Genomic DNA, 23,993 nt, shown 5'->3' with positions numbered 1-23,993 from the left:
CCCTCATTTTGAGAATTAAAAACAATAAGATGAAAAACACAGCAATAACAAAAGAAGTACAACTTGCATTAACACCTAAAAGCGTTCTAGAAGATCTACTAGAAGGGAATAATAGATTTGTAAGCGGAAATACACAAGCCACAGATAATGAGGCATTAGTAAATCAAACAACAACAGGTCAATACCCAAAAGCAGTAGTGTTATCTTGTATAGATTCTCGTGTTCCAGTAGAAACCGTTTTAGATCAAGCCATTGGTGATATTTTTGTAGCTAGAGTAGCCGGTAATTTTGAAAACACAGATATTTTAGGAAGTTTAGAATATTCATGTAATGTGGCAGGAAGTAAACTCATTCTTGTTCTAGGTCATGAGAGTTGTGGCGCTGTAAAAGCTGCTTGTGATGGTGTAGAGTTAGGAAATATTACAGCTATGTTATCTAACATATTGCCTGCCGTTAAAAAGGCATCAGATGAATTCGACGGAGAGCTAACATCTGCAAACAAGGAGTTTGTAGCTAAAACAGTTGCGTATAACGTGCAATTAACAATGGATCGCATTAGAGAAAGAAGTAAGATTCTTTCTGAGATGGAAGACAATGGAGAGATTAAAATTGTAGGAGGTGTATATAGTTTGCATAGCGGAAAAGTAGAAATGCTCTAACCCTTTCTAATAAAAGAGATCAAGACTGTCTAGCAATAGGCAGTTTTTTATGCCTCATCTGAATTTGATTCAGGGCTCTCTGTCACATCATCTTTTCCTTTATTCAAGATACTAGGGAATAGTATTGGCGCCAGACCTTTAACGGGCTTATAAAGTATTGAGGTTTCAAGGTCTTCCTCACCTGCAAAAGGAATGGTATTATTCATAGTGTCAAAAACAATAAGCAACACACTTAAGATCAACCCTATTTTTAAGGCTCCAAACACACCACCAAGTAATTTGTTTAAAACACCAAGTGCAGCAAAATTAGCCAACTTGGTCAATGCTTTACCTGCTAAAGCAATAGCTATAACAATAATTACAAACGTGATAGCAAAAGCAACAATATTGATGTATTTCTCATCCCAATCAAGTTTACTATCTAAAAATTCTGAAGCAAAATTACTAAAATGTATAGCGCCATATACTCCAGCAACCAAAGCAATAAGAGAAGCAACTTCTACAAAAAGACCTTTCATGAAGCCTCGTATGAGTCCAAAAAGTAATAAAGCTCCTAAAATAATATCAATTGCAGCCATGGTTTCAGTTTTAGCAAACGTACATAATTTTTCTCATTTTAAAATAATAACGCTAATCAAGACCTTATAGTTTACTAACTTTGCAAATTATAATTATATACACTTCTTTATCAAAATAAAGAGATATGGCAAGAGACCAGAAGCTTAAAGAGCGTTGGGATATAATAGTTCAAAAACTTTCTGCACAGTTTGCAGATGGAGACCCCTTAGATTTAGATGCTATTATTTATTTAATAGGTGTACAAGAGTTGGGACAGCTAGGACGTAAATTCAAAAAAGATCATAAAATTGATTTGATGCACATTGCAATTTGTAAGCTTTTATCTCCTTATGGATATTATGAATTTGATTTTGTTGATGAAGATGGTTGGCCGCATTATACGATTAAAGAACAATTGCCACCATTGAAAGCAGGCGAGCAAAGTGTATTGATGAAAGACGCAATCGTCAACTATTTTTTGGAAACAGACTTTATAGATTAAGATTTTATTAAATTTGCAGTCATTTTGAATTGATATCATGATAGATAAGATAAAAGAACTCATAGCTGAAGCAGAAGCATTTAAAGCACAGTCTAAAGAAGAGGTTGAAGCTTTTCGTATAAAGTATTTAGGAAAAAAAGGATTACTTAACGACTACTTTGCAGAGTTTAAAAACGTAGCTAACGAGCACAAAAAAGAATTTGGGCAAACCATCAATCAATTAAAGAAAACGGCTGAGGAAAAGGTTAATACATTAAAACAAGAGCTTGAAAGTAATGAGGAGAACAAAGGAATTTACGGCGACTTATCACGTCCTGGTGAGCCTATCGAAATTGGTGCTCGCCATCCTATTTCTATAGTGAAAAATCAGATTGTCGATATTTTTTCGCGCATCGGTTTCAATGTTAGCGAAGGCCCAGAAATTGAAGACGACTGGCACAACTTTACTGCTTTGAACTTACCTGAATATCATCCTGCGCGTGATATGCAAGACACATTTTTTATCCAAACTAATCCAGATATTTTATTAAGAACACATACCAGTTCTGTACAAGTGCGTTATATGGAGACTAATAAACCGCCAATTCGTACTATTTCTCCTGGTCGTGTGTTTCGTAACGAAGCTATTTCAGCACGTTCGCACTGCTTTTTTCATCAGGTTGAAGGTTTGTATATTGATAAAGATGTGAGTTTTGCCGATTTAAAACAAACACTTCAATACTTTACAACCGAAATGTTTGGGAAATCTAAAATTAGATTGAGGCCATCATACTTTCCATTCACAGAGCCTAGTGCTGAAGTAGATGTGTATTGGGGATTAGAAACAGAAACTGATTATAAAATGACCAAAGGAACTGGATGGTTAGAAATAATGGGTTGTGGTATGGTAGATCCTAATGTATTAGAGAATTGTGGTATAGATTCTAAAGAATATTCTGGCTTTGCTTTTGGGATGGGTATTGATCGTATCGCCTTACTATTACATCAAATTAGTGATATTCGTTTATTAAGTGAAAATGATGTACGTTTCTTAGAGCAGTTTAAAAGTGCACTATAATTAGAACGGGGCACTTTTATTTACACGCTGTAATAACGATTTAACATCATTTTCTATAACTTCATTAACACTTTTAAATTTTATACGTTTGGCATATTTGCCTTTACCGCTAAATTTGAGTCGCTCATGGTTGATGTTGTCCACATAATGTACATAGAGCATACATGTATCATTAATGGCTTGTTGAATACCGCATAAAACATTGTTAGTTCCATTTCTGCTATACAATGCCAGTTTAACTCTTGCACCTCCTATGATAGCCTCTTCAGCTTCAGGAAAACAGTTAACTACAATTGCCCTTAGCTTAAGTCCAATTTTTTGTGCTTCAGAATCTGAGACAAAAATAGCTTTAAAAGCTTCGAGTGATTTCATTTTCTGAGATTAACTTAAGTTTCTAAGTTCGACTTTTTTAACGAGATTATCAAAAGCATTAATATTATACCTTAATTTTGCACTCATGAAAAAAGACATACAAATTCCACAGGTTAAAGACGTTTTTGTGGCTGTGGTACGAGAACAACACCCAGAATATAAAACGGACGATTGGAATGCTTATATTATTAATAATAAAGATATTGATTTAGATACCGTTTTAATTGTTTCAAAGGGGTATTCTGATACTAAAACCACACCAGTGATGCGTCATACAATCAAGTTATTGCCAGCTAGAAGCTACGCTAAGATTGAGTTTATGCAAAATGATGTGCTCGAACTTAATAATGAGTTTAAAGTTACTTTTTTTGAAGGGAATCAAATGCTTGATAAGACCTATGTGTTTAGAAAAAATACCATTAATACAAAAGCATTGCAACCCATTCCTTTGATGCAATTGAAAGGGGTTTTAGTCAAGTAATCTAAATTTAAATATGGAAGATTTAAAGCAACAATTTGAAGACGAATTAGAAAAAGCTAAACAAAGTTCTGTCCTTTCGGCCAATTATAGACGAAGAAAGTTTATCATGTACCTAGTAAGAACAATGATTGCTGTTGTTTTAATTTATATATTTTGGGAACAAAAATGGGTAAAATGGGCTCTTATCGTTTATATTCCATTGAATTTATTTGTGTTATTTTCAATTTTTGGTATGCCTTACTTCCTCAATAAAAAAATCAATAGTACGAGACAAAAAATTGAAGAATTAGATCAGTTGGAAGATGATTGGGAAGAAGAATAATCAATCTAACTTCTCTGTAAGCTTCTTAAAAACTTTTTTTGGGTTTTTATTCTCATACAGAATATCATAGACCGCATTGATAATTGGCAGTCGTGTTTTCTTTTTGTTTTTAATATTGAGTTCATGCGCACTTTTTGTAGCATAATAGCCTTCAGCAACCATATTCATCTCCATTTGAGCAGATTTTACGGTATAGCCTTTACCAATCATATTGCCAAACATTCGGTTTCTTGAAAAGACAGAGTATCCAGTTACTAACAAATCGCCTAAATAAGCAGAGTTGTTAATATTACGTTTCATCTTGTGCATTTTCTTGATAAAACGTTTCATTTCACGAATAGCATTACTCATAAGTACACTTTGAAAATTGTCGCCATAGCCTAAACCATGAGCAATACCAGCAGCAATAGCATAGATGTTCTTCAGCATTACGGCGTATTCTGTACCAATAATATCATCACTTATTTTGGTTTTAATATAATTACTAGACAGTGCGTCTGCTATAGTCTGCGCCTTTTCTGGATCTGCACAAGAAATAGTCAAGTATGACAAACGCTCAAGCGCAACTTCTTCGGCATGGCAAGGACCAGCAATAACAGCAATGTTTTCAAACGGAATGTGATAGATATCGTGAAAATGCTCGCCTACTAACAATCCCGTTTCAGGGATGATACCTTTAACAGCTGAGACCACTGTTTTATTTGTAATTGAGATGGATAGCTTCTCTAATTCAGAATGGATAAACGCAGACGGAATGACAAAGATCAATATGTCTGCCCATTCAGCAACTTCATTGATATCATTACTAAGCTTAAGCTGTTCGGGTTTAAATTCAACCGAACTTAAATAACTAGGATTATGCTGTTCTTTTAATAGATGTTCTTTGGTATATACGCTACGCATGTACCAACCAACTTCATCTAGATTTTCGCATAACATTTTAACAATAGCTGTTGCCCAACTTCCTGCACCAAAAACAGCATACTTTAACGGTTGACTCATAAATGGATTATCAATTTAGTGACTCAAAAATAAGAATAAAAGGTGGTTTTTAAAGCATCTCTACGCTAGACTTTCATTTTTGGCATGCGTTTTGAAATCAATACAATAGTAACCCTAAAAATGAACGATTATGAAAACGATAAAAATACTATTAGGTTTTGCTTTATCGGCAACATTATTCACCTCTTGTTATACAGATGAGGTGATTATCAACGAATTTGATAATCAGCCAGGAATTTCTTTAAATCAGTTATTAGGTTCTTATGAGCTTTGGTATGTAGATATCAATCAAACTTTGGGGCCTGGAGAAACGCCTTTTTTGCAAATTGCATTTACCTTATCGTTTAGAAATGGTATTGTTTATGCCAACAATAATCTAGTTGGATTTGGAGATCAAGGTAATGGCTTTGGAATTGATGTTGGTGTTTACGATGCGTATAACATGATATTAGATATAGATCACGATATTGATGGTTACCAAACGTTTGATGTCTATCAAATAGATAATAATACTATTGAGTTGTATAATCCTTTTAATGATACATCGTATTTCTTGAATGGTTACCAGCGTAGCACCTTTGATTATGATTTTGTCTTCTATGATAACATTCATTATTTCTTACAAGAGTATGAAGCTTGGGAAAAGACATTTACGAGTGAAATGGGTGTGTTGAATGAATTTGATAATGAAAACTATCTTCAATTTTTAGCTGGCGGAAATGACTCAGAGTTTAGAAGCTCGCAAGATGTTAATATAGCAGATCCAGCTAATATTTACTGGGATTACACAGGAGTTTATGGCGTTGGAAATATCTCAAACAATATGTATTTGAAAACATTAACATTAGATTATGATTTCTTTGACAATGAATTCTTTGAATTGAGCGTTATTAATGATCAGAGGATACGATTATTTCATCCGTCATCTGAAACGATCTATGAATTTACAGGAAGAGGCTACATTCAGTTCTTACGAGAAGCTGCTCCAGGTGAAAGCCGTCTGTCAGAAACACAAAAGCCAAAGAAGCGTAAGCAAAAAACGGCTAAAAAAGATAACCCTAGGGTAAACACAAGGAGCTAGATTTTGGTTGGTTATTTAGTTTCTAGAAACGTCCATCTCATAATTATGAGTTGGACGTTTTCTTTTAATGAGATTACTTAGGACTTTTTTAGAGTTTTAATTTGAACTATTTCAAAACTTCTTTTAACGCTTCAACATCATAAGGTTTAGCAATAATGGTTTTGTCTTTGTTTAATAAAAAGTATGAAGGTGTCGCTTCAACACCATAAGCGTTTGAGGTAGGATTGTCCCATTTACCTAAACCTAATACATGAATAAAATCTGGAAATTCAGTGATGTTTTCCTTCCAATTTTCAGAGTCGTCCTCAAGTGCAAATGCAATCACTTTGATGTCATTACGCATAGCTAACATTGTTTTTACTTTTGGAAGTTCATCTAAGCAATGCCCACAAGTACTACTCCAAAAGATCACTAAATATTGGTTTGCCATATCTAGATCATATAAAGCCGTTGAAGTAGGTTGACCGTTTTTGGAAATGGTCAATTCAAAATTAGCAGCCCTGTTACCTATGGTATTGTTTTTATATATAATAAGTTGTTCGGCTAATGCCTCATAATTATTTTGCTGTGCTAGCGCTAATAAATAGGTGTCAGCCACATAGTTTGCGAGCGTTTCGTTTTCCATCGAAACAAAACGACTCCATATCATTTCCAGTAGAATAGCTTTGAGTTCTGTATTGCTTTCTCCAATAGTCTTTACCACATGATCAACATCGGTTTTATAAGTTTCATTAGAAGTGCTTGCAGACATCCCAAACATATATGCTAGCACACGATCTGTGAGAAAATCTGAACTCTGTAATAGGTAATCAGTAAAATCTACATGAGTTAGAAATGTATGTTTTAAATTACCAGAGTAAGTAGTGATATCTTCATATCCTTTTGGGACATAAGGCTTGTTCGCTTTTACAAATGTTGAAGCTAGAGTGCCTTTTGAAGCTTCTTCAAAAGCAATTTGCGTGTCTTCAAGGGTTTTAAAAATATCATGAAATGCCTTTTCACCTGTACTGTTTTTCGTGTAGTAATTGCTTATGGTCATGTTTACCATTTCCATGCTTTTGTTGTAAGACGCCCATAATTTATTTTCATTGCTATCTGTAAACTCAAGACCTTTATCTTCACTAAAAGTAAATGCTATGCTTTCTTTTCCGTTATAAATAAGGTCAAAATTATAGTCTTCGGGAGGCAATGCATAAACTATTTTATAGATGCCTGCAGTTGCTGAGGTATCTAATGGTATTTTAAAATTGCCATTAGCTTCAATTTCAACACGATCTACATAATTTGATCCATTTGGTGTTGCATGATATAAAAATGCATACGTGTAATCGCTAGCTGGTGAAAACGTACCGCTAATAGTGTGCTGTGCGAAAATAAATGTTGGCAGTAATGCTAGAAGTATAATATATTTTTTCATGAGTATATAGGTTGTCTTGTATTGAGCTCAATTATTAAGCCAAGATGGGCTGTAAGACACTTAAAGCTTTTTCAATAGATGTTATATGGTCAAAATTTATTAGTAATCGTAATCCATTACGTGTTTGTTTTTCTTTCATTTTACATGTCTTCGAATGTGTTTGTACAAACTGAAGTACTTTTGTAAACCCGTTACTTTGATAAAAAGCGCTTTGTTGATCATTAATGAAGTAGCCAATGAGCTTTCCTTGTTTCATAATTACTTTTTCAAGACCTATTTTAGTAGCTATCCACTTAATTCTAACACTATTCAATAGATCGATAACTTGAGTAGGTAATTCTCCAAATCGATCTACAATTTCAGTTTCAAAGGTTTGGAGCTCTTCTTCTGTTTTAATGGAATTCAACTTCGTGTAGAGGTTTAAACGTTCCGTAATATTATTAACATAATCATCTGGGAAGAGCAATTCAAAATCGGTATCGATGGTGATATCTTTAACATAGTCTTTTTCCACGTTATCATCTTGATACAGCTCTTTAAACTCATTTTCTTTAAGTTCTTCTATAGCTTCATTTAAGATCTTTTGATAGGTATCGAAACCAATGTCATTAATAAAACCACTTTGTTCACCACCAAGCAGATCTCCAGCACCACGAATTTCTAGGTCTTTCATCGCAATATTGAAACCACTTCCGAGTTCAGTAAATTGCTCTAATGCTGTTATTCGTTTTCTAGCATCATTAGTCATAGCCGAATATTCTGGTGTAATGAAATAACAAAACGCTTTTTTATTACTTCTCCCAACACGACCACGCATTTGGTGCAAGTCGCTTAGCCCAAAGTTATTCGCATTATTGATAAAAATTGTGTTGGCATTTGGAACATCCAACCCACTTTCAACAATTGTGGTACTTACTAAAACATCAAACTCACCATTCATAAATGCTAGCATCAATTGCTCTAATTTTTTCCCTTCCATTTGCCCGTGACCAATAGCAACTTTTGCATCAGGGATTAAACGTTGTATCATTCCAGCAACTTCTTTAATATTTTCTATTCGGTTGTGAATAAAGAAAATTTGTCCGCCACGTTGTATTTCATATGTAATAGCATCTCTAATTGTTTCCTCATTAAAGCGTATCACATGACTTTCTATAGGATAACGGTTTGGAGGTGGTGTTGTAATGACAGATAAATCTCGAGCTGACATTAAGCTGAATTGCAATGTTCTTGGGATAGGAGTAGCAGTAAGGGTAAGTACATCAACGTTTTCTTTTAATGTCTTGAGTTTTTCTTTTACAGCAACACCAAATTTCTGTTCTTCATCAACTATAAGCAAGCCTAAATCTTTGAATTTCACATTTTTATTTACCAATTGATGTGTCCCAATAATAATATCTACGTGACCTTTTTCAAGCTTCTCTAAGGTGATGCGTTTTTCTTTAGCTGTTCTAAATCGGTTGAGGTAATCTACTGTTACGGGAAAATCTTTCAAGCGTTCGGTAAATGTCTTGTGATGTTGGTAAGCCAATATTGTGGTTGGTACTAAAACGGCAACTTGCTTCCCATTGTCTACAGCTTTGAATGCCGCTCTAATAGCGACTTCAGTTTTACCAAAACCTACATCACCACAAACAAGACGATCCATAGGACGCTCACTCTCCATATCTGCTTTAATATCTGCTGTAGAGCTTATCTGATCTGGTGTGTCTTCATAGATGAATGAAGCTTCTAACTCATGCTGTAAATAGCTATCTGGTTTGTATTGGTATCCTTTTTCGAGCTTACGTTTTGCATAAACCTTGATTAAGTTAAATGCAATTTCTTTAACTCTTGATTTTGTTTTTTGCTTTAAGGTTTTCCAAGCTTTACTGCCTAATTTATAGACTTTAGGTGGCTTTCCATCTTTGCCATTAAACTTAGTAATTTTATGAAGTGAATGAATACTTAAATACAATACATCTCGTTCACCGTAGACTAACTTTATAGCTTCTTGTTTTTTACCTTCAACATCAATTTTTTGTAATCCACCAAATTTTCCAATACCATGATCTATATGCGTAACATAATCGCCAATATCTAAATTGGTAAGCTCTTTTAAGGTTATCGCTTGTTTTTTAGCATACCCATTTTTAAGATGAAATTTGTGGTAACGCTCAAAGATCTGATGATCAGTATAACATGTGATTTTTTGGTCGTGATCTATAAACCCTTGGTACAAAGACAAAACAATAGTTTGGTAATGTACGTCTTGATCTACATCTTCAAAAATATCATGAAAACGTTTAGCTTGTTGTTCACTTATACAAGCGATATAATTGGTATATCCTTTATGATGATTTGCGTTTAAATCTTCAATAAGTAAATTGAACTGTTTGTTAAATGAAGGCTGTGGTGCGGTATTAAAAATTATAGTCTCATTTGAAAATAAGCTTGAAGTACCAAACTCAACCAAACTAAAGTCTAAGAGTTGTTTTTTTAATACTGCTGAGTTGCAAAATAACTCTTCGGGTTTTGAATGTTTTAATTCGGAAGATAATACCTTAAAGGTGTCTTCAGCTTTCCCAAAAAAGTCATCAATTCTAGAGAATAATAAATCGGTATTCTTTGTGAAGACTATTGTTTTTTGGGCAATGTATTTTAAAAAACTTTGTCTACTTTCTTCTAAGAATTTATTGGCTACATTTGGGATAATTCCAATTTTTTTGATCTGCTCTGTTGAAAGTTGTGTCTCAACATCAAACGTACGAATGCTATCTACTTCATCTCCGAAGAATTCAATACGATACGGCTCATCATGAGAAAATGAAAATACGTCTACAATACCTCCACGTACTGAAAACTCTCCAGGCTCTGTAACAAAATCGACACGTTTAAACAGGTATTCAAATAATACTTCATTTACAAAATCTATTGACAGCTCATCTCCAACAGCAACTTTTAGTGTGTTCTTTTCTAATTCGCGACGCGTAACCACCTTTTCAAAAAGGGCATCAGGATAAGTTATTATAATGGCTGGTTTTTTCCTAGAATTGATACGATTTAAAACTTCGGCTCTTAATAGTACATTGGCATTATCTGTTTCTTCTATTTGATATGGTCTACGATAGCTTCCAGGATAGAATAATACATCTTTGTCGTTAATTAGTACCTCAAGATCGTTTAGGTAAAAAGCGGCTTCTTCTTTATCGTCGAATAAAATTAAAAATGGTAATTCAGCACTTTTAAAAGCTTCTTTAATTATAAGTGATAATGATGAGCCAACTAAACCTTTTAAATGAAGTCTACTTTGAGATTTAGCAATAGCAGCTTGCAGATTTTGCATTTGCAAAGCCTGTGCATACGTTTGCGAGAGAATGGTTTTACTCAAGGCATTTTATTTTGTGCAAATATAAAATTTTTGTGCTATTGCGTATTGTTAAAATGTTTTAATAAAACTATCTTTGTGGCACTAAAAAAATCAAAATATATGTCATTTTCAGAATTATTTGAAAGCGGATTCAAAAAGCGTAATGAAGATCATTTTGCTGCTATAGTTAGAGTAGCTATGAGTGATGGTATTATAAATGATGCTGAACGAGCTTTTTTAGACCGTTTAGCTACACGATTAGATATTACAGAGAGCGATTATAAAACGATCCTGAAAGATTATAATAGTCACCCAATTAATCCTCCAATATCATATGACAAACGTTTAGAGCGTCTTTACGATCTAGCGCGTATGGTCTGGGCAGATCATATAGAAGGTGAAGATCAAGTACGTTTATTAGAAAAGCTTTGTATAGGTTTAGGGTTTAACCAAGATAATGTAAAATATATTACAGATAAGGCCTTGACCTTGGTTCATTATAACGTAGATTTGGATGAGTTTACGGAGAAAATGAAAACCATGAACATGTAATTTATTTCAAATCAAATAAAAAAAGCCACTTGATAGTGGCTTTTTTTATGCGTTTCGCATAAATTCTTCAGCTTTTTCAACCATATTCTTGCTTCCACAAATAAAAGGGACACGTTGATGGAGTTCTTTAGGTTCTATATCTAATATTCTAGTGAAACCATCACTAGCTTTACCATTAGCTTGTTCTGCTAAAAAAGCCATAGGATTACACTCGTATAACAAACGTAGCTTGCCATTAGAGTTCATAGAACTTTTTGGATATAGATATATACCACCTTTGATCATATTTCTATGGAAGTCTGAAACCAACGAACCGATGTATCTACTAGTGTATGGTCTATCTCCTTCTTCCATTTGACAATACTTTATGTAGTTTTTGACTCCTTGTGGGAAGTGAATGTAATTCCCTTCGTTGACCGAATAAATCCTACCATCTTTAGGAAACTCCATATCTGGGTGTGATAAGTAAAATGTCCCAATTGCTGGGTTTAGAGTAAAGCCATTAACACCATGTCCTGTAGTATAAACCAGCATTGTAGAAGTTCCATATACCACATATCCTGCAGCAACTTGTTGATTACCTTTTTGAAGAAAATCATCTATAGTAACAGGTGTGCCAAGCGGTGTAACACGCCTGTATATTGAAAAGATAGTTCCAACTGAAACATTAACATCAATATTTGAAGAACCGTCTAAAGGATCGATTAATACGACATATTTATTTTGGTTGTTTTCATCTTGACTGTTTATAGATACAAAATGATCTTCCTCTTCACTAGCAATACCACAAACAATATTCCTTTTCGTCATGGTTTGAATAAATAAATTATTTGCGTAAACATCTAATTTTTGCTGATCTTCGCCTTGAATGTTTGTGTCTCCAGCTGTTCCAATAATGTCAACCAATCCAGCTTTATTTACTTCATGATTAACTACTTTAGCTGCTAATCGAATGGAATTAATAAGTCGCGATAACTCGCCAGAAGTGTATTTAAAAGAGGATTGATTCTCGATAATAAACTCACCAAGGGTTTGATTTTTTTGAGACATTGAAGTGAATGATTAATTTTATGCAAATATCGTATTTTTTAACAAACTACAACGTTTTCGTGAGTTTTTAATGTTTTCTAAAACTTAACTTTTAAACTATCTTTAACCCAAATTAATTAGTAATGAATTTTTCTGTAAGATCGGCTACAAAAGAAGATATGCCAAGAGTTTTTACCTTAATAAAAGAACTAGCGTTATACGAAAAAGAGCCAGACGCTGTTGAAACTACAGTTGAAGATTTAGAAATTTTAGGCTTTGGGAGTCAACCAAAGTTTCATTGTATGGTTGCTGAGGTAGATGGAAATATTCAAGCAATGGCTCTAATGTATATGCGTTTTTCTACATGGAAAGGAATAGCGTTACATTTAGAAGATTTAATTGTAACAAAAAAAATGAGAGGCTTTGGATTAGGAGCAGCGCTTTTAGATGAAGTCGTAAAATACGGTAGTAATTTAGGCGTTAAACGGATAAGCTGGGAAGTGTTAGATTGGAATGAACCCGCTATAAAGTTCTATAAAAAAAAAGGAGCTATCATTTTAAGAGATTGGGATGTTGTACATTTAGACGAACAAGGGATTAAAGATTATTTATCAAAACGATAAGATGCAAGTATTCAAATTTGGAGGTGCTTCAGTAAAAGATGCAAATGGTGTGAAAAACCTAGCTAAGGTTTTGCAGAAAGTAGGTTATAAGAATACTCTAGTTGTGGTTTCAGCAATGGGAAAAACTACCAACGCGATGGAGTTAGTTATTAAAAATTACTTTGATAATAAAAACGAATTACAAAGCTCTTTACAAGAGGTGAAAAAGTATCATAACGAAATTTTACTTGATTTGTTTGATAGTACACAACACCCTGTATTTAATAAAGTGAAGCGTGTTTTTGATGAATTGAATAATTTTTTAGATCATAATAAGTCTCCCGATTATAATTTTGTATACGACCAAACCATAGGATATGGCGAATTGGTTTCTACTACTATCATTAGTGCCTATTTAAATACAATTGGAATTGATAATACTTGGTTAGACGTGAGAAGCTATATTAAAACAGACGATTACTACCGAAGGGCTAATGTGAATTGGGAACAGACGCAAACAAAAATAGCATCAGATTTTGACACATCAATCTTAAACATCACACAAGGTTTTCTGGGAAGTGATGCTAATAATTTTACAACATCTTTAGGACGTGAAGGGAGTGATTATACTGCAGCTATTTTTGCGTATTGTTTAAATGCTCAAAGTGTTACTATCTGGAAAGATGTACCTGGCGTATTAAATGCCGACCCTCGTTATTTTGAAAATGCGCAACTGCTAAATAGTATTTCTTACAGAGAGGCAATTGAATTAGCGTTTTATGGTGCTTCAGTGATTCACCCAAAAACACTTCAACCATTACAACAAAAGGAAATTCCATTGTTTGTAAAATCATTTATAAACCCCAAAGCTGATGGAACAAGAGTTGGTAAGGGAATTGCAATAGAACCAGAAATTCCATGTTATATCGTTAAGAAAAATCAAGTATTGATATCTTTATCCTCTTTAGATTTCTCTTACATTGTTGAAGAGAATATCAGTGATATTTTTAAACTGCTTCACTTATATAAGATGAAAGTAGATGTGATACAAAATTCAGCCATAAGCTTTTCAGTATGTTTTGAAAATAGTTATAAAAACCTTGAGCGATTGCTTCAGCATTTAAAAGCAAAATTTAAAGTAACTGTTCATGATAATGTCAGTCTTTATACTGTAAGACATTATAATCGAAAAGCTATTGAAGCTATTGAGGCAGATAAAACACTATTACTAAAGCAATTAACACAAGAAACCATTCAAATCGTAACTAAATGAACAATTTAGTACATTTACACTCATGACGAAAACACCAGACACAGGATTAGTCACCGCTAAAGAAGTTGCCAAAGCCATTAATGCAGATAAGTATGGCTTCATAGGCACATTTGTTGGCTGGCTGTTAATGAAGGTGCTAAAAATATCAACATTAAATAAAATCTATAAGCGAAATAAACATCTTAATGACGGTGAGTTCTTAGATGGTATTTTAGATGATTTTCAGATTAAGTTTGAAATTCCAGAGGAAGACCTTAAACGACTTCCTAAAGATGGTGCTTATATTACCGTTTCAAATCATCCACTAGGCGGTATTGATGGGATTTTATTATTGAAATTAATGATTGAGCAACGGAAAGATTTCAAAATTATTGCCAATTTCCTATTGCATAGAATTGAACCATTGAAGCCTTATATAATGCCAGTTAATCCTTTTGAAGATCGTAAGGAAGTCAAGTCAAGTATTTCAGGTTTTAAAAACGCTATTTTGCATTTACGTAATGGTCATCCTTTGGGTGTTTTTCCTGCTGGAGAAGTTTCAACTTATAAAGATGGGAAATTAGTAGTTGATAAGCCTTGGGAAGAAGCGGCAATGAAACTTATACAAAAGGCTGAAGTACCTGTAGTTCCTATTTATTTTCATGCTAAGAATAGTAAATTATTCTATAAACTCTCAAAAATTAGCGATACGTTTAGGACCGCGAAATTGCCTTCAGAATTGTTAACTCAGAAAAATAGGATCATAAAAGTTAGGATTGGAAGACCTATTTCTGTAAACGATCAAAAAGAGCATCATACGCTTTCAAGTTTTTCAGAATTTTTAAGACGTAAAACCTATATATTATCTAATGCGTTTGAAGACAAATCAAAAATATTAGATAACCTTTCAAACACGTTAAAAACACCTTCAAAACCACCTAAACGCATAGTAGGCTCAGTAAGTACAGAAAAAATGGCTGCTGAAGTAGACGCTTTAAGAGAGCGAGATTGCAGACTTCTTGTTAGTAAAAATTATGAAGTGTATTTAACAGATGCTAATAGTATTCCTAATATATTACATGAGATAGGACGGTTACGTGAAATTACTTTCAGAGAGATAGGAGAAGGCACTAACGAAGCTATAGATCTTGATAGTTTTGACACATATTATCATCACATGTTTTTATGGGATACCGATAATAATCAATTGGCTGGCGCCTATAGAATGGGACTTGGGTCTAAAATTTTTGCCAAATATGGAATAGACGGATTCTATTTACAGGACCTATTTCGTTTTGAGCCCGAGCTCTACAAAATGATGAGTCAATCTATTGAGATGGGTAGAGCTTTCATTATTAAAGAATACCAACAAAAACCAATGCCTTTATTCTTGCTTTGGAAAGGGATTGTGCATACTACTTTACGTCATCCTGAACATAAATACCTCATTGGTGGTGTAAGTATTAGTAACCAGTTTTCAAACTTCTCAAAATCGTTAATGATCGAGTTTATGAAATCACATTACTACGATCCTTACGTTGCACAATATGTACACCCAAAGAAAGAATTTAAAGTCAAACTAAAAGATGCTGATAAAGATTTTGTTTTTGATGAAACAGAAGCTGATCTCAATAAGTTTGATAAAATTATTGATGAGGTTGAACCAGGTGCATTGCGATTACCAGTATTATTAAAAAAATACATTAAACAGAATGCGCGTTTGGTTGCTTTTAACGTAGATCCCTTATTTAATAATTCAGTAGATGGATTAATGTATATCAAAATTGCAGACTTACCTGAAAGTACGGTAAAACCTGTTATGGAAGAATTTCAAGCTGAACTAGAACGCAAATTTTCTAATGGAAATACCGAAACCTAAAAGTTATATTACAACATCGGTATTGATACTATTCACTTATGTATTAGCCGCTCAAAGTATAAAAGGGGTGGTTTTAGATTTTAAAACCAATGAACCTATCGAAACTGCTTCAGTATATTTTGACAACACTACTATTGGCACTACCACCAATGCTAACGGTGAGTTTGAAATAGAATTGAGAGCAGGCATAACATCATCTTTAATTATCTCTTACTTGGGTTATGAAAAAATGATATTGGAATCGTATGAATCAAGTAAGTTTTACAAAGTCTTACTAACAGAAGCCACTAATGTTTTAGATGAGGTTGTGATTTCATACGACGATGGGATGTCTAGAAAACAAAAACTTAAACATTTTAGAAGAGAGTTTTTAGGTTTTTCAAAACACTCAAAATCTTGCAAAATTTTAAATGAAGACGATATAATACTCAAATATGATAAAGAAAGGATGCGTCTTACGGCATCTGCTATAGCACCTTTAAAAGTTAAGAATAATAGCTTGCAGTATATAATATATTTTGACATTATAGATTTTGTAATTCAATTTGGTTATGAATTGGTTACTAATAATAAACATTCTGTAAAGATAGTTGCATATACAGGTACGACGTTTTATGAATCAATTGAAGATATAGATAGGAAAACTGTACAGCGAAGAAACGAAGTTTTTAAAGGTTCAATACTTCATTTTATGAGAGCATTATCTAAAAAAAGATTAGAAGAAGAGGGTTTCGATATCTATAGAAAGCAACTAAGGGTTGAGCCTTATGATTATTTCAATGTAAAGGCATTAGATAAACAAGAAGGTTACGTATCTGTTAAGCTATTAAAAAAAGTAGATATATTATACAATAAAAAATATAGATCTGTAATTCAAAGTAATGTCGATAAATTTATCATAAATCCTTATGGAAGCCATTCTCCTTTGACCAAAGTTCTTTTTGGAGGCGTTATGGGTAATCAACGTGTAGGTGACCTATTACCTATTGATTATGAATTATCAGAATAAAAATAAGTAGCCATAAAGGTTTTAAAATAATCTTTTATCTCATCTCTTGCCTTTAAAAAGGCGTCATGTTTTTCTGTATCGCAACCAATAACTTTTGAAGGGTCGAAGAAATTATGATGTAATCGCAATGCATTTTTGCTAGGAATGTATGGGCAATTTTCATTGGCATGATCACAAACAGTAATGATATAATCAAAATCGATAGCCTTGTATTCATCAACATGATTTGAAGTATGATTAGAGATGTCGATATTATCTTCTTTCATTATACTAACAGCACCAGAGTTTAAACCATGAGTTTCAATGCCTGCACTGTAAATATTAGCTTTGTTATTTAAGAATTGTTTAAGGTATCCATGAGCCATTTGACTTCTACAAGAATTGCCTGTACAAAGGATTAATATGTTCTTCATTTTACAAATTTAAATAAGGTTGTTTGAGTGAGATTTAATATTTTCTAACAGCAATTTCCAGTAGGTGAACAACAAGGTTCTTCTTTTGGGTCTTCAACTTCACTAACACCACAAATAGATTTTGCTTTACAGTCTGTTTTTTCTATGGCTAATTTAAGTATTAGATTGTTACTTTGTATCATGTAATCGTTAACAAAAAGTTGCGCTGTATGAAACGTCGCATTACTATATTCAAACTTTACTTCTGAATTGAGGTCGTAAGGTTTCATTTTTCCAACTTTATTCAAAATGGATAGTGCCTTGTATACACTCATATAATCTGTTTTGTCAAGCTCTTGAGGGCTTTCCCATAGTTGAATTACAGTTTCATTCCAATGATCTGTTTGACTTCCACAGTCTACAGCATCTACTTTGATGTGTTTAACCTCTGTAATATGATAATTGGCATTTACAAAAATACCAGATTGGTATTCAAATAATAAGGATTTATCTTGATGTTCTTGCAACAATTTAAAAAGTCGTTTGGTTTCCATAGTATTATTTTTATGTTAAGTACAACAGTTGTTTTGTGTGGTATTAAAATAAGAGTTAAATAGATTTTGAAATGTTTTAAATCGATCTACATTCAAGCAATAGCAAATGCTTTTACCTTTAAAATCACCTTTAAGCAATCCAGCATCATTTATAACTTTAAGATGTTGAGAAATGGTAGATTGAGATAAGCCAATTTCATCTACGATGTCGTTACAAATACATGCATCTTGTTTACTAATAAACTGTAAGATTGCTACTCGAGCTGGATGTGCAAATACTTTTGCAATCGCAGCAATGGTGTTTGTTTCTTCATTATAAATATCAAGTTTTGATGCGCCCATTTTAACAATTAGGATTATATATGTGCAAAGATACATTGTTATCGTAATATTGCAATATTACGATAATAAAAAATATAAAAAAACCTGAATGTAATGATTCAGGTTTTTTTACGTATTTAGAACCAACCTTTATTGCCTACTTGGTAGGTGTTGTAAAATTCTTCATCTGATTTTGTGAGGTATATGATACCTTCTACTAACCCAATAATACTTACTACCATAGTACCAATGCCACAGGTTACAAAATATAGTACAATTGAAGCCACTAGCATTATAGCTCCTTCTTTATTATAGCCAAGAACAAACTTGTGTACACCAGCCCATCCTAATATAATACCTAAGATGCCTGCAAGTATTTTTTTATTGTCACCAGAAGCCTTGTCAAAGACCTCTTTAGCTCCTTCAGAAAACTCTTTTGCCGAAGCTTTAGCTTCATCAGCAAATTCACTTGCTTTCTCTTTAGCTTCATCAGCAAGTTCACCTGCTTTCTCAGCAGCTTTTTTAGCACCTTCTTTAGCGTCTCCCAGCATATCGTTAAGGTCGTCGCTTAAATTTTTATCATCAGACATATTATAATAGTTTAGGTTAAAGTATAAAATTAATAAAAATGTTCAAACTATATGTCTATTATCAAATGTAATTGTTACATAAAGGCTTTATCAATAGGCTCCCACAGTTCTATTTTATTACCTTCATTATCAAGTATCCAGCCAAATTTACCATATTCATACTCTTCAATTTCTCCCACAATGGTTACACCTTCTTCTTTTAAGATTTTTATGAGTTCGTGTAAGTTTTCTACACGATAATTAAACATAAACGCTTTTTTTGAAGGTTGGTAATATGATGTATTCTCTGGAAAAGGACTCCATTGTGTAGAACAATCATTGCCCTCTTTATCTTTCCACCAGAAGGTGCAACCATAATCATCTGTATTGAATCCAAGATGTGTTTTATACCAATCTTTAGTGGCTTTTGGGTCTTTACTTTTAAAGAAGAGACCACCAATTCCTGTTACTCTATTTTTCATGATTTACTTTGTGTTAGTTTCGTAAGTATTGATCCAATCTTCAACGGTTATTTTAGTTGCTAGTTCAGCAATAAGCTCAAAAGGAATATCGTCCATTTTTTTAAATCGAATACAGCTTTTCCCCATATCTAGTTTACGTTTGCAATGTTTAGGATATTCGTTTACAAACCAATCGTGTAATTTTGGAATTGCATAAATGCCACTATGATAAAGGTTTACTGAGTTTTTTTGAGAAGCAAAACTCATAAAAGGGAGTGGCTCTTTAGGGTTGCAATGGTAGCCATCTGGATAAATAGAATGTGGCACATAATAACCAATCATACCATATTGAATGCCTTCTTCAAATCCTTTAGGTAAATTGTCTTTAATGGTTTTACGTAGTTTTTTTAAAGCGTCTTGTCGCTCTTCTGGGACTTGATTGATGTAATCTTCGGGAGAGTTAGCTTTGTATTGCATGATTATGATCTTTTAAATTATTTACGTTGAAGTATTAATCCTGAAATTAAAGATATAATAAATCCTATTACAGTTACAAGTGCTAACATGAATAATGCTCCAATAGTACTGGTCATTTCAAATGTTTCGTCTCCTCTTCCTTCTTCTATAAGCATCTTTTGGTAATCACTAAAAAAAGAGGGATTTATAAATTTTGTATAAATGAAATCAGAAATAGCAATACCTATAGCTACAAGTATAGATATCATAAGTCCGATAATAATAGCCTTTCCTAATGAAATCACTCCTTTGTTGACATGATCTCTATAGTGTTTTATACCAAAATAAATAAAAGAAAGCGATAATAGAATAGAAGTATATCCAAGGATCTCGTTGGTTGAATAATCAAAGTTATCAATTCCAATTACTAGGTGTAATGTAAAGATTATAAAACCAGTAATGAGTCCGTAAGTTCCGTATTTAAGTATTGTTTGTTTCATGATTTTAAAATTTGATTTATATGTGTTGGTCTATAAGAATGGTATTTCCATCTGGGTCGTAAAAAACGATGCTAGCTGGGCCTGAATCACTCCCGTCAGTTTCTCTTTCGAGTGTAATTCCTTTGGCTTTTACATGTTTTTCAATAGCTCTTACATCAGTGTAAGATTCTAAAGTATTGGCGTTTTGATCCCAACCTGGGTTAAAGGTCAAAATGTTTTGCTCAAACATGCCTTGAAAAAGTCCAATAATGGTTTCATTATTTTTCATGATTAAATAATTACGTTCTATGTCTCCAGCAAAAACTGTAAAGCCTAACGTTTCATAAAATGTTTTTGAAATATGAATGTCTTTGACACTCAAACTCACTGAAAATGCACCTAATTTCATATGTTAATAGTTTAAATGAATACAACGCAAAACTAAGAGAAGCGCTTAAAAGTTGACTCATACTAAAGTACCAAATGACTCATACTTTAGTATAAATATGTCAATTTATATAATATTATGGTCTTTTGCTATTTGCAAAGCTTGTGTTCTTCGTTTAGCATTTAATTTAACCAATAAACTAGAAACATGAGTTTTTATCGTACTTTCTGAAAGGAAAAGTTTCTCGGCAATTTCTTTATTAGACAACCCTTCTTTAATAGCTTGAAGTACTTCATACTCTCTTGAAGTGATTTCGAGTTGCTCAATTTTTTTTGTATCGATTTCTTTAAAAGTCTTTGCTGAGGATTTATTTAAACTTCTTTTATTTAAATAAACACCAATAATAAAAAAAACAACTGCAATTACAGCTAGTGTGGACTCTATAGGAGTATCACCAGAAACAATTGCATATTTGCTCAATTGAAACAACAGCAATAATGAAAATATTAGTGATGCAAAAATAAGAATGGTTTTCTTCACGATATAAAATTAGCAAAATTCTGCTTTGATCTTATCTACAATGGTTTGCGCTAGTTTTTCCTTACTCTCCACAGTCCAACCAGCAACATGAGGTGTAAGGATAACATTATCAGCATGAATTAAAAAATTAAAAGCCTCAGGGATTGCATTAGAAAACAGGTTTTCAAATGATGATTTTTCATATTCTAAGACGTCTAGGCCAGCACCTAAGACTTTTCCAGACTTTAAGGCAACTACCAAATCTTTAGTAACAACGCTTTTGCCACGAGCAGTGTTGATTAACCAAAATGGTTTCTTAAAGCTATTTATGAATTCTGAATTGACCATATTGATGGTCAAGCTCGTTTCTGGCGTATGTAAACTTAATACATCTGTTTTTTGCTGTAGCTCTTCTAGTGCAACTTGTTTTGCATTAGTATCGCCAACATTTGATTTTATGTCATAGCAAAGTACATCAACATCGAAACCACGAAGTTTTTTAGCAAAAGCTTTTCCCATATTTCCATAGCCTATGAGACCAACTGTTTTTCCATCAAGTTCAATACCACGATTAGCTTCACGTTGCCATTTACCTTCTCTAACGTCTTTATTGGCTTTATTTAATTTATTAAACAATGACAATACCATTGCTAAGCTATGTTCGCCAACTGCATTACGATTGCCTTCTGGAGCAGTGATTAACTTGATGCCTTTTAATTTAGCATATTCACAATCTATATTCTCTAAACCGGCACCAACTCGCCCGATAAACTTTAGTTTTGTGGCTGCATCTAAAAACGGCTTATCAATTTTAAACCGACTTCTAATGATAAAACCATCATAATCATGAATACGATTTTGAATGGTTTCTTTTGACGCATTGTAATTTTCATCATTAATAAAACCTAATTCATTAAGTTGATTAATTAATAAAGGATGATTTGTATCTAAATGTAGAATTTTCAAATCTTTGGATATTGAGTTTGTGTACGTTTGTGTTTTACTTTTCCTGTATGAGCAGTTTCTAATTTTTCAAATAACAAGACATGAACTTCTTCATTGTTTTTTGTGCAAGGGTTGTGTTCAACACCTTTAGGAACTACAATGAATTCTCCTTCATTGACTACTTCAGTTCTATCTCTAAACTGCATGTATAATGTTCCTTTAATAACTTGAAAAAGTTCATCTTCGTTATCATGACTGTGCCACACAAACTCGCCTTTAAGTTTCGCCAATATCACTTGCATGCTATCTACTACAGCAATTTGGTGCGGATGCCAATTGGTGTTGAATTTTGAAAATTTTTCTTTGATGTTTATTGCCTTCATGTTGTAAAGTTACAAAAGCAATTAGTTTTAGATGCCTAAAATAAGTTTTGCAATTAGTAAATAAATTACAATTCCAAAGATATCATTACTTGTTGTAATAAAAGGACCTGTAGCAATAGCTGGATCAATACCTCTTTTGTCTAAAAACAAAGGAATGAATGTGCCTATTAATCCTGCTATTATTATCACTGCAACCAATGAAACTGAAATAGCTAATGCCAATTTAAAATTTTGTTCCCAAGCAAAGACGAATAAAAATAAAAACACAGATAGAATAAGACCGTTTAATGCAGCTAGAAGCATTTCTTTTATTAATCGGTTATTGATGCTTCCTTTCACGTCATCGTTGGCTAAACCTTGGACAATGATGGCACTCGATTGAACACCAACATTTCCTGCCATGGCGGCTATTAAAGGCGTGAATAAAAATAAAATAGAAAACTCTTTTGGTAAGCTGCCTTCAAAACCTTCCATTATAATAAAAGCTCCAATACCTCCTATCAAACCTAGAAATAACCAAGGTAATCGTGCTCTTGTAAGTTCTAGTATGCTGTCATCTGCTTCAACATCTTGGGTAATACCTGCAGCTAATTGGTAATCTTTATCTGCTTCTTCCTTTAAAACATCTACAATATCATCAATGGTAATTCTACCTAATAAGGTTTGTTTACTGTCTACAACAGGTATGGCTTCTAAGTCGTACTTTGCCATGACTTTAGCAACATCTTCAACATCATCAGTTACACTAACAAAGTCAACATTTTCTTTAGCTATGTCTGCAATTTTCTGTTCGCTTTTGGCAACGATCAAATCTTTTAAGGATAGCCTACCAATAAGTTTTTCTTCCTTGTCTACTACATAAATGGAGTGTACTCTAGTAACATCTTTAGCTTGGCCTCTTATACGACGAAGGCAACCAGCAACCGTCCAAGTTTCATAAACTTTTACCAGTTCTTTAGCCATAAGGCTACCTGCAGTATCATCTTCATAGGCAAGTAGCTCGGTAATTTCCTCTCGATGTTCTTCGTCTTCAATTTTAGAGATGACTTCTGCTTGACGTTCTTCAGGTAATTCAGCAATAATATCGGCAGCATCATCTGTGTCAAGTTCTTCTACTTCTTCAGCAATTTCTTTTGCTGAAAGGTTTTTAAGAACTTTTTCTCTAATATCCTCATCCAACTCTGTGATGATATCTGAAGTCGTTTCAGAATCTAAGAGTTTGATAACATATACCGAGTCGTCGAGACTTAACTCATCAAGAATTTCGGCAACATCAGCATAGTGATACTCATTTAAAAGTGTTTTTAATTCTTTGTCATTATTATTGGTGACAAGAAGCTCAACTTTTTCAATGAGTTCATCTGTGAGTTCAAATTGTATATTTTCTTTCTCTTCGATCAAAC

At 33.2% G+C, this 23,993-nt stretch carries 29 protein-coding genes; 11 read left to right on the top strand and 18 right to left on the bottom strand.

All coding sequences use genetic code 11. The features are described from left to right. The first annotated feature begins 29 nt into the window (after positions 1 to 29). Positions 30 to 659: a carbonic anhydrase family protein gene (locus tag Q0876_RS00845; protein WP_299223071.1), complete on the top strand. Its 630-nt coding sequence runs from the start codon at positions 30 to 32 to the stop codon at positions 657 to 659. A gap of 47 nt (positions 660 to 706) precedes the next feature. On the opposite strand, the gene Q0876_RS00840 is transcribed toward Q0876_RS00845, so the two are convergent. Continuing rightward, a complete protein-coding gene (locus Q0876_RS00840; RefSeq protein ID WP_299223069.1) occupies positions 707 to 1,237 on the bottom strand; it encodes a CvpA family protein in 531 nt (176 codons plus the stop codon). A gap of 125 nt (positions 1,238 to 1,362) precedes the next feature. On the opposite strand from Q0876_RS00840, the gene Q0876_RS00835 reads away from it, so the two are divergent. After that, entirely contained in the window at positions 1,363 to 1,719 is a 357-nt protein-coding gene (locus Q0876_RS00835) for a hypothetical protein (RefSeq protein WP_299223068.1), read from the top strand. A gap of 37 nt (positions 1,720 to 1,756) precedes the next feature. After that, positions 1,757 to 2,776: a phenylalanine--tRNA ligase subunit alpha gene (gene pheS, locus Q0876_RS00830; RefSeq protein WP_299223066.1), complete on the top strand. Its 1,020-nt coding sequence runs from the start codon at positions 1,757 to 1,759 to the stop codon at positions 2,774 to 2,776. Here pheS and Q0876_RS00825 read toward each other — a convergent pair whose 3' ends face one another. After that, entirely contained in the window at positions 2,777 to 3,148 is a 372-nt protein-coding gene (locus Q0876_RS00825) for a hypothetical protein (RefSeq protein ID WP_299223064.1), read from the bottom strand. 85 nt (positions 3,149 to 3,233) lie between these two features. Here Q0876_RS00825 and Q0876_RS00820 point away from each other — a divergent pair, with 85 nt between their 5' ends. Next, a complete protein-coding gene (locus Q0876_RS00820; protein ID WP_299223062.1) occupies positions 3,234 to 3,629 on the top strand; it encodes a hypothetical protein in 396 nt (131 codons plus the stop codon). 13 nt (positions 3,630 to 3,642) lie between these two features. Then, positions 3,643 to 3,951: a hypothetical protein gene (locus Q0876_RS00815; RefSeq protein WP_299223060.1), complete on the top strand. Its 309-nt coding sequence runs from the start codon at positions 3,643 to 3,645 to the stop codon at positions 3,949 to 3,951. On the opposite strand, the gene Q0876_RS00810 is transcribed toward Q0876_RS00815, so the two are convergent. Then, complete coding sequence (locus tag Q0876_RS00810; RefSeq protein WP_299223058.1) at positions 3,952 to 4,953, bottom strand: NAD(P)H-dependent glycerol-3-phosphate dehydrogenase; 1,002 nt, start codon at positions 4,951 to 4,953, stop codon at positions 3,952 to 3,954. Between the two features lie 130 nt (positions 4,954 to 5,083). Here Q0876_RS00810 and Q0876_RS00805 point away from each other — a divergent pair, with 130 nt between their 5' ends. Next, positions 5,084 to 6,034 (top strand): nicotinic acid mononucleotide adenyltransferase, encoded by a 951-nt coding sequence (locus Q0876_RS00805; RefSeq protein ID WP_299223056.1) that lies wholly within the window; start codon positions 5,084 to 5,086, stop codon positions 6,032 to 6,034. A gap of 106 nt (positions 6,035 to 6,140) precedes the next feature. Here Q0876_RS00805 and Q0876_RS00800 read toward each other — a convergent pair whose 3' ends face one another. Both Q0876_RS00800 and mfd read right to left on the bottom strand, forming a co-directional pair. Beyond that, entirely contained in the window at positions 6,141 to 7,451 is a 1,311-nt protein-coding gene (locus tag Q0876_RS00800; protein ID WP_299223054.1) for a thioredoxin-like domain-containing protein, read from the bottom strand. Between the two features lie 34 nt (positions 7,452 to 7,485). After that, positions 7,486 to 10,821 carry a transcription-repair coupling factor gene (mfd, locus tag Q0876_RS00795; protein ID WP_299223052.1) on the bottom strand — a complete coding sequence of 1,112 codons (3,336 nt, stop codon included), beginning with the start codon at positions 10,819 to 10,821 and terminating at the stop codon, positions 7,486 to 7,488. A 99-nt stretch (positions 10,822 to 10,920) separates the two neighbouring features. Here mfd and Q0876_RS00790 point away from each other — a divergent pair, with 99 nt between their 5' ends. Beyond that, positions 10,921 to 11,352 carry a TerB family tellurite resistance protein gene (locus tag Q0876_RS00790; RefSeq protein WP_299223939.1) on the top strand — a complete coding sequence of 144 codons (432 nt, stop codon included), beginning with the start codon at positions 10,921 to 10,923 and terminating at the stop codon, positions 11,350 to 11,352. Between the two features lie 45 nt (positions 11,353 to 11,397). On the opposite strand, the gene fbp is transcribed toward Q0876_RS00790, so the two are convergent. Beyond that, positions 11,398 to 12,402 carry a class 1 fructose-bisphosphatase gene (gene fbp / locus Q0876_RS00785; RefSeq protein ID WP_299223050.1) on the bottom strand — a complete coding sequence of 335 codons (1,005 nt, stop codon included), beginning with the start codon at positions 12,400 to 12,402 and terminating at the stop codon, positions 11,398 to 11,400. Positions 12,403 to 12,524: 122 nt separating this feature from the next. Here fbp and Q0876_RS00780 point away from each other — a divergent pair, with 122 nt between their 5' ends. Genes Q0876_RS00780 through Q0876_RS00765 form a run of 4 tightly spaced genes read left to right on the top strand, consistent with a single transcriptional unit; the run spans position 12,525 to position 17,123 of the window. Beyond that, entirely contained in the window at positions 12,525 to 13,004 is a 480-nt protein-coding gene (locus tag Q0876_RS00780; protein ID WP_299223048.1) for a GNAT family N-acetyltransferase, read from the top strand. 1 nt (position 13,005) lies between these two features. Then, the gene (locus Q0876_RS00775; protein WP_299223046.1) at positions 13,006 to 14,256 is read left to right on the top strand and encodes an aspartate kinase; all 1,251 of its coding nucleotides are present in this window, start codon (positions 13,006 to 13,008) and stop codon (positions 14,254 to 14,256) included. Positions 14,257 to 14,278: 22 nt separating this feature from the next. After that, entirely contained in the window at positions 14,279 to 16,114 is a 1,836-nt protein-coding gene (locus Q0876_RS00770; protein ID WP_299223044.1) for a lysophospholipid acyltransferase family protein, read from the top strand. Continuing rightward, on the top strand, positions 16,095 to 17,123 hold the full coding sequence (locus Q0876_RS00765) for a carboxypeptidase-like regulatory domain-containing protein (protein WP_299223042.1): 1,029 nt from the start codon (positions 16,095 to 16,097) through the stop codon (positions 17,121 to 17,123). Before Q0876_RS00770 ends, Q0876_RS00765 begins: the two co-directional genes overlap by 20 nt. Here the strand turns inward: Q0876_RS00765 and Q0876_RS00760 are convergent. The 12 genes from Q0876_RS00760 to mgtE all read right to left on the bottom strand — a co-directional run bounded on the left by Q0876_RS00760 (position 17,105) and on the right by mgtE (position 23,991). After that, positions 17,105 to 17,536, bottom strand: a complete 432-nt coding sequence (locus Q0876_RS00760) for an arsenate reductase ArsC (RefSeq protein WP_299223040.1) — start codon at positions 17,534 to 17,536, stop codon at positions 17,105 to 17,107. The two genes, Q0876_RS00765 and Q0876_RS00760, sit on opposite strands and share 19 nt — an antisense overlap. A 44-nt stretch (positions 17,537 to 17,580) precedes the next feature. Beyond that, the gene (locus tag Q0876_RS00755) at positions 17,581 to 18,069 is read right to left on the bottom strand and encodes a DUF6428 family protein (protein ID WP_299223038.1); all 489 of its coding nucleotides are present in this window, start codon (positions 18,067 to 18,069) and stop codon (positions 17,581 to 17,583) included. A gap of 15 nt (positions 18,070 to 18,084) precedes the next feature. Then, a complete protein-coding gene (locus Q0876_RS00750; protein WP_299223036.1) occupies positions 18,085 to 18,411 on the bottom strand; it encodes a helix-turn-helix transcriptional regulator in 327 nt (108 codons plus the stop codon). A 116-nt stretch (positions 18,412 to 18,527) separates the two neighbouring features. After that, positions 18,528 to 18,980: an NINE protein gene (locus Q0876_RS00745; protein WP_299223034.1), complete on the bottom strand. Its 453-nt coding sequence runs from the start codon at positions 18,978 to 18,980 to the stop codon at positions 18,528 to 18,530. Positions 18,981 to 19,054: 74 nt separating this feature from the next. Continuing rightward, positions 19,055 to 19,441, bottom strand: a complete 387-nt coding sequence (locus Q0876_RS00740; protein WP_299223032.1) for a VOC family protein — start codon at positions 19,439 to 19,441, stop codon at positions 19,055 to 19,057. A 3-nt stretch (positions 19,442 to 19,444) separates the two neighbouring features. Continuing rightward, positions 19,445 to 19,897, bottom strand: a complete 453-nt coding sequence (locus Q0876_RS00735; RefSeq protein WP_299223030.1) for a DUF1801 domain-containing protein — start codon at positions 19,895 to 19,897, stop codon at positions 19,445 to 19,447. 17 nt (positions 19,898 to 19,914) lie between these two features. Next, positions 19,915 to 20,376, bottom strand: coding sequence for a DUF4199 domain-containing protein (locus Q0876_RS00730; protein WP_299223028.1), 462 nt, complete (start codon positions 20,374 to 20,376; stop codon positions 19,915 to 19,917). A 16-nt stretch (positions 20,377 to 20,392) separates the two neighbouring features. Continuing rightward, entirely contained in the window at positions 20,393 to 20,764 is a 372-nt protein-coding gene (locus Q0876_RS00725) for a VOC family protein (RefSeq protein ID WP_299223027.1), read from the bottom strand. Positions 20,765 to 20,869: 105 nt separating this feature from the next. Then, on the bottom strand, positions 20,870 to 21,283 hold the full coding sequence (locus Q0876_RS00720; RefSeq protein ID WP_299223025.1) for a response regulator transcription factor: 414 nt from the start codon (positions 21,281 to 21,283) through the stop codon (positions 20,870 to 20,872). Positions 21,284 to 21,292: 9 nt separating this feature from the next. Further along, positions 21,293 to 22,228 (bottom strand): 2-hydroxyacid dehydrogenase, encoded by a 936-nt coding sequence (locus tag Q0876_RS00715; RefSeq protein ID WP_299223023.1) that lies wholly within the window; start codon positions 22,226 to 22,228, stop codon positions 21,293 to 21,295. Then, positions 22,225 to 22,590 (bottom strand): cupin domain-containing protein, encoded by a 366-nt coding sequence (locus Q0876_RS00710; RefSeq protein WP_299223021.1) that lies wholly within the window; start codon positions 22,588 to 22,590, stop codon positions 22,225 to 22,227. Before Q0876_RS00710 ends, Q0876_RS00715 begins: the two co-directional genes overlap by 4 nt. 27 nt (positions 22,591 to 22,617) lie before the next feature. Next, complete coding sequence (mgtE, locus tag Q0876_RS00705; RefSeq protein ID WP_299223019.1) at positions 22,618 to 23,991, bottom strand: magnesium transporter; 1,374 nt, start codon at positions 23,989 to 23,991, stop codon at positions 22,618 to 22,620. Positions 23,992 to 23,993 lie beyond the last annotated feature (2 nt).

This window comes from uncultured Psychroserpens sp. (assembly GCF_947503375.1).
Lineage (GTDB): Bacteria > Bacteroidota > Bacteroidia > Flavobacteriales > Flavobacteriaceae > Psychroserpens.
The sequence above is the reverse complement of the archived record's forward strand: the minus strand, read 5'-3'. Positions and strand labels throughout refer to the sequence as shown.

Excerpts from the sequence above, each read along its gene's own strand:
- Q0876_RS00840 (WP_299223069.1), bottom strand. The coding sequence starts at position 1,237 with ATGGCTGCAATTGATATTATTTTAGGAGCTTTATTACTTTTTGGACTC.
- Q0876_RS00805 (WP_299223056.1), top strand. The coding sequence starts at position 5,084 with ATGAAAACGATAAAAATACTATTAGGTTTTGCTTTATCGGCAACATTA.
- Q0876_RS00835 (WP_299223068.1), top strand. The coding sequence starts at position 1,363 with ATGGCAAGAGACCAGAAGCTTAAAGAGCGTTGGGATATAATAGTTCAA.
- Q0876_RS00810 (WP_299223058.1), bottom strand. The coding sequence starts at position 4,953 with ATGAGTCAACCGTTAAAGTATGCTGTTTTTGGTGCAGGAAGTTGGGCA.
- Q0876_RS00750 (WP_299223036.1), bottom strand. The coding sequence starts at position 18,411 with ATGGGCGCATCAAAACTTGATATTTATAATGAAGAAACAAACACCATT.
- Q0876_RS00735 (WP_299223030.1), bottom strand. The coding sequence starts at position 19,897 with ATGCAATACAAAGCTAACTCTCCCGAAGATTACATCAATCAAGTCCCA.
- Q0876_RS00845 (WP_299223071.1), top strand. The coding sequence starts at position 30 with ATGAAAAACACAGCAATAACAAAAGAAGTACAACTTGCATTAACACCT.
- Q0876_RS00775 (WP_299223046.1), top strand. The coding sequence starts at position 13,006 with ATGCAAGTATTCAAATTTGGAGGTGCTTCAGTAAAAGATGCAAATGGT.
- Q0876_RS00755 (WP_299223038.1), bottom strand. The coding sequence starts at position 18,069 with ATGGAAACCAAACGACTTTTTAAATTGTTGCAAGAACATCAAGATAAA.
- Q0876_RS00740 (WP_299223032.1), bottom strand. The coding sequence starts at position 19,441 with ATGAAAAATAGAGTAACAGGAATTGGTGGTCTCTTCTTTAAAAGTAAA.
- Q0876_RS00820 (WP_299223062.1), top strand. The coding sequence starts at position 3,234 with ATGAAAAAAGACATACAAATTCCACAGGTTAAAGACGTTTTTGTGGCT.
- Q0876_RS00760 (WP_299223040.1), bottom strand. The coding sequence starts at position 17,536 with ATGAAGAACATATTAATCCTTTGTACAGGCAATTCTTGTAGAAGTCAA.
- Q0876_RS00800 (WP_299223054.1), bottom strand. The coding sequence starts at position 7,451 with ATGAAAAAATATATTATACTTCTAGCATTACTGCCAACATTTATTTTC.
- Q0876_RS00825 (WP_299223064.1), bottom strand. The coding sequence starts at position 3,148 with ATGAAATCACTCGAAGCTTTTAAAGCTATTTTTGTCTCAGATTCTGAA.
- Q0876_RS00765 (WP_299223042.1), top strand. The coding sequence starts at position 16,095 with ATGGAAATACCGAAACCTAAAAGTTATATTACAACATCGGTATTGATA.
- Q0876_RS00815 (WP_299223060.1), top strand. The coding sequence starts at position 3,643 with ATGGAAGATTTAAAGCAACAATTTGAAGACGAATTAGAAAAAGCTAAA.
- fbp (WP_299223050.1), bottom strand. The coding sequence starts at position 12,402 with ATGTCTCAAAAAAATCAAACCCTTGGTGAGTTTATTATCGAGAATCAA.
- Q0876_RS00725 (WP_299223027.1), bottom strand. The coding sequence starts at position 20,764 with ATGAAATTAGGTGCATTTTCAGTGAGTTTGAGTGTCAAAGACATTCAT.
- Q0876_RS00790 (WP_299223939.1), top strand. The coding sequence starts at position 10,921 with ATGTCATTTTCAGAATTATTTGAAAGCGGATTCAAAAAGCGTAATGAA.
- Q0876_RS00730 (WP_299223028.1), bottom strand. The coding sequence starts at position 20,376 with ATGAAACAAACAATACTTAAATACGGAACTTACGGACTCATTACTGGT.
- Q0876_RS00745 (WP_299223034.1), bottom strand. The coding sequence starts at position 18,980 with ATGTCTGATGATAAAAATTTAAGCGACGACCTTAACGATATGCTGGGA.
- Q0876_RS00710 (WP_299223021.1), bottom strand. The coding sequence starts at position 22,590 with ATGAAGGCAATAAACATCAAAGAAAAATTTTCAAAATTCAACACCAAT.
- Q0876_RS00770 (WP_299223044.1), top strand. The coding sequence starts at position 14,279 with ATGACGAAAACACCAGACACAGGATTAGTCACCGCTAAAGAAGTTGCC.
- pheS (WP_299223066.1), top strand. The coding sequence starts at position 1,757 with ATGATAGATAAGATAAAAGAACTCATAGCTGAAGCAGAAGCATTTAAA.
- Q0876_RS00780 (WP_299223048.1), top strand. The coding sequence starts at position 12,525 with ATGAATTTTTCTGTAAGATCGGCTACAAAAGAAGATATGCCAAGAGTT.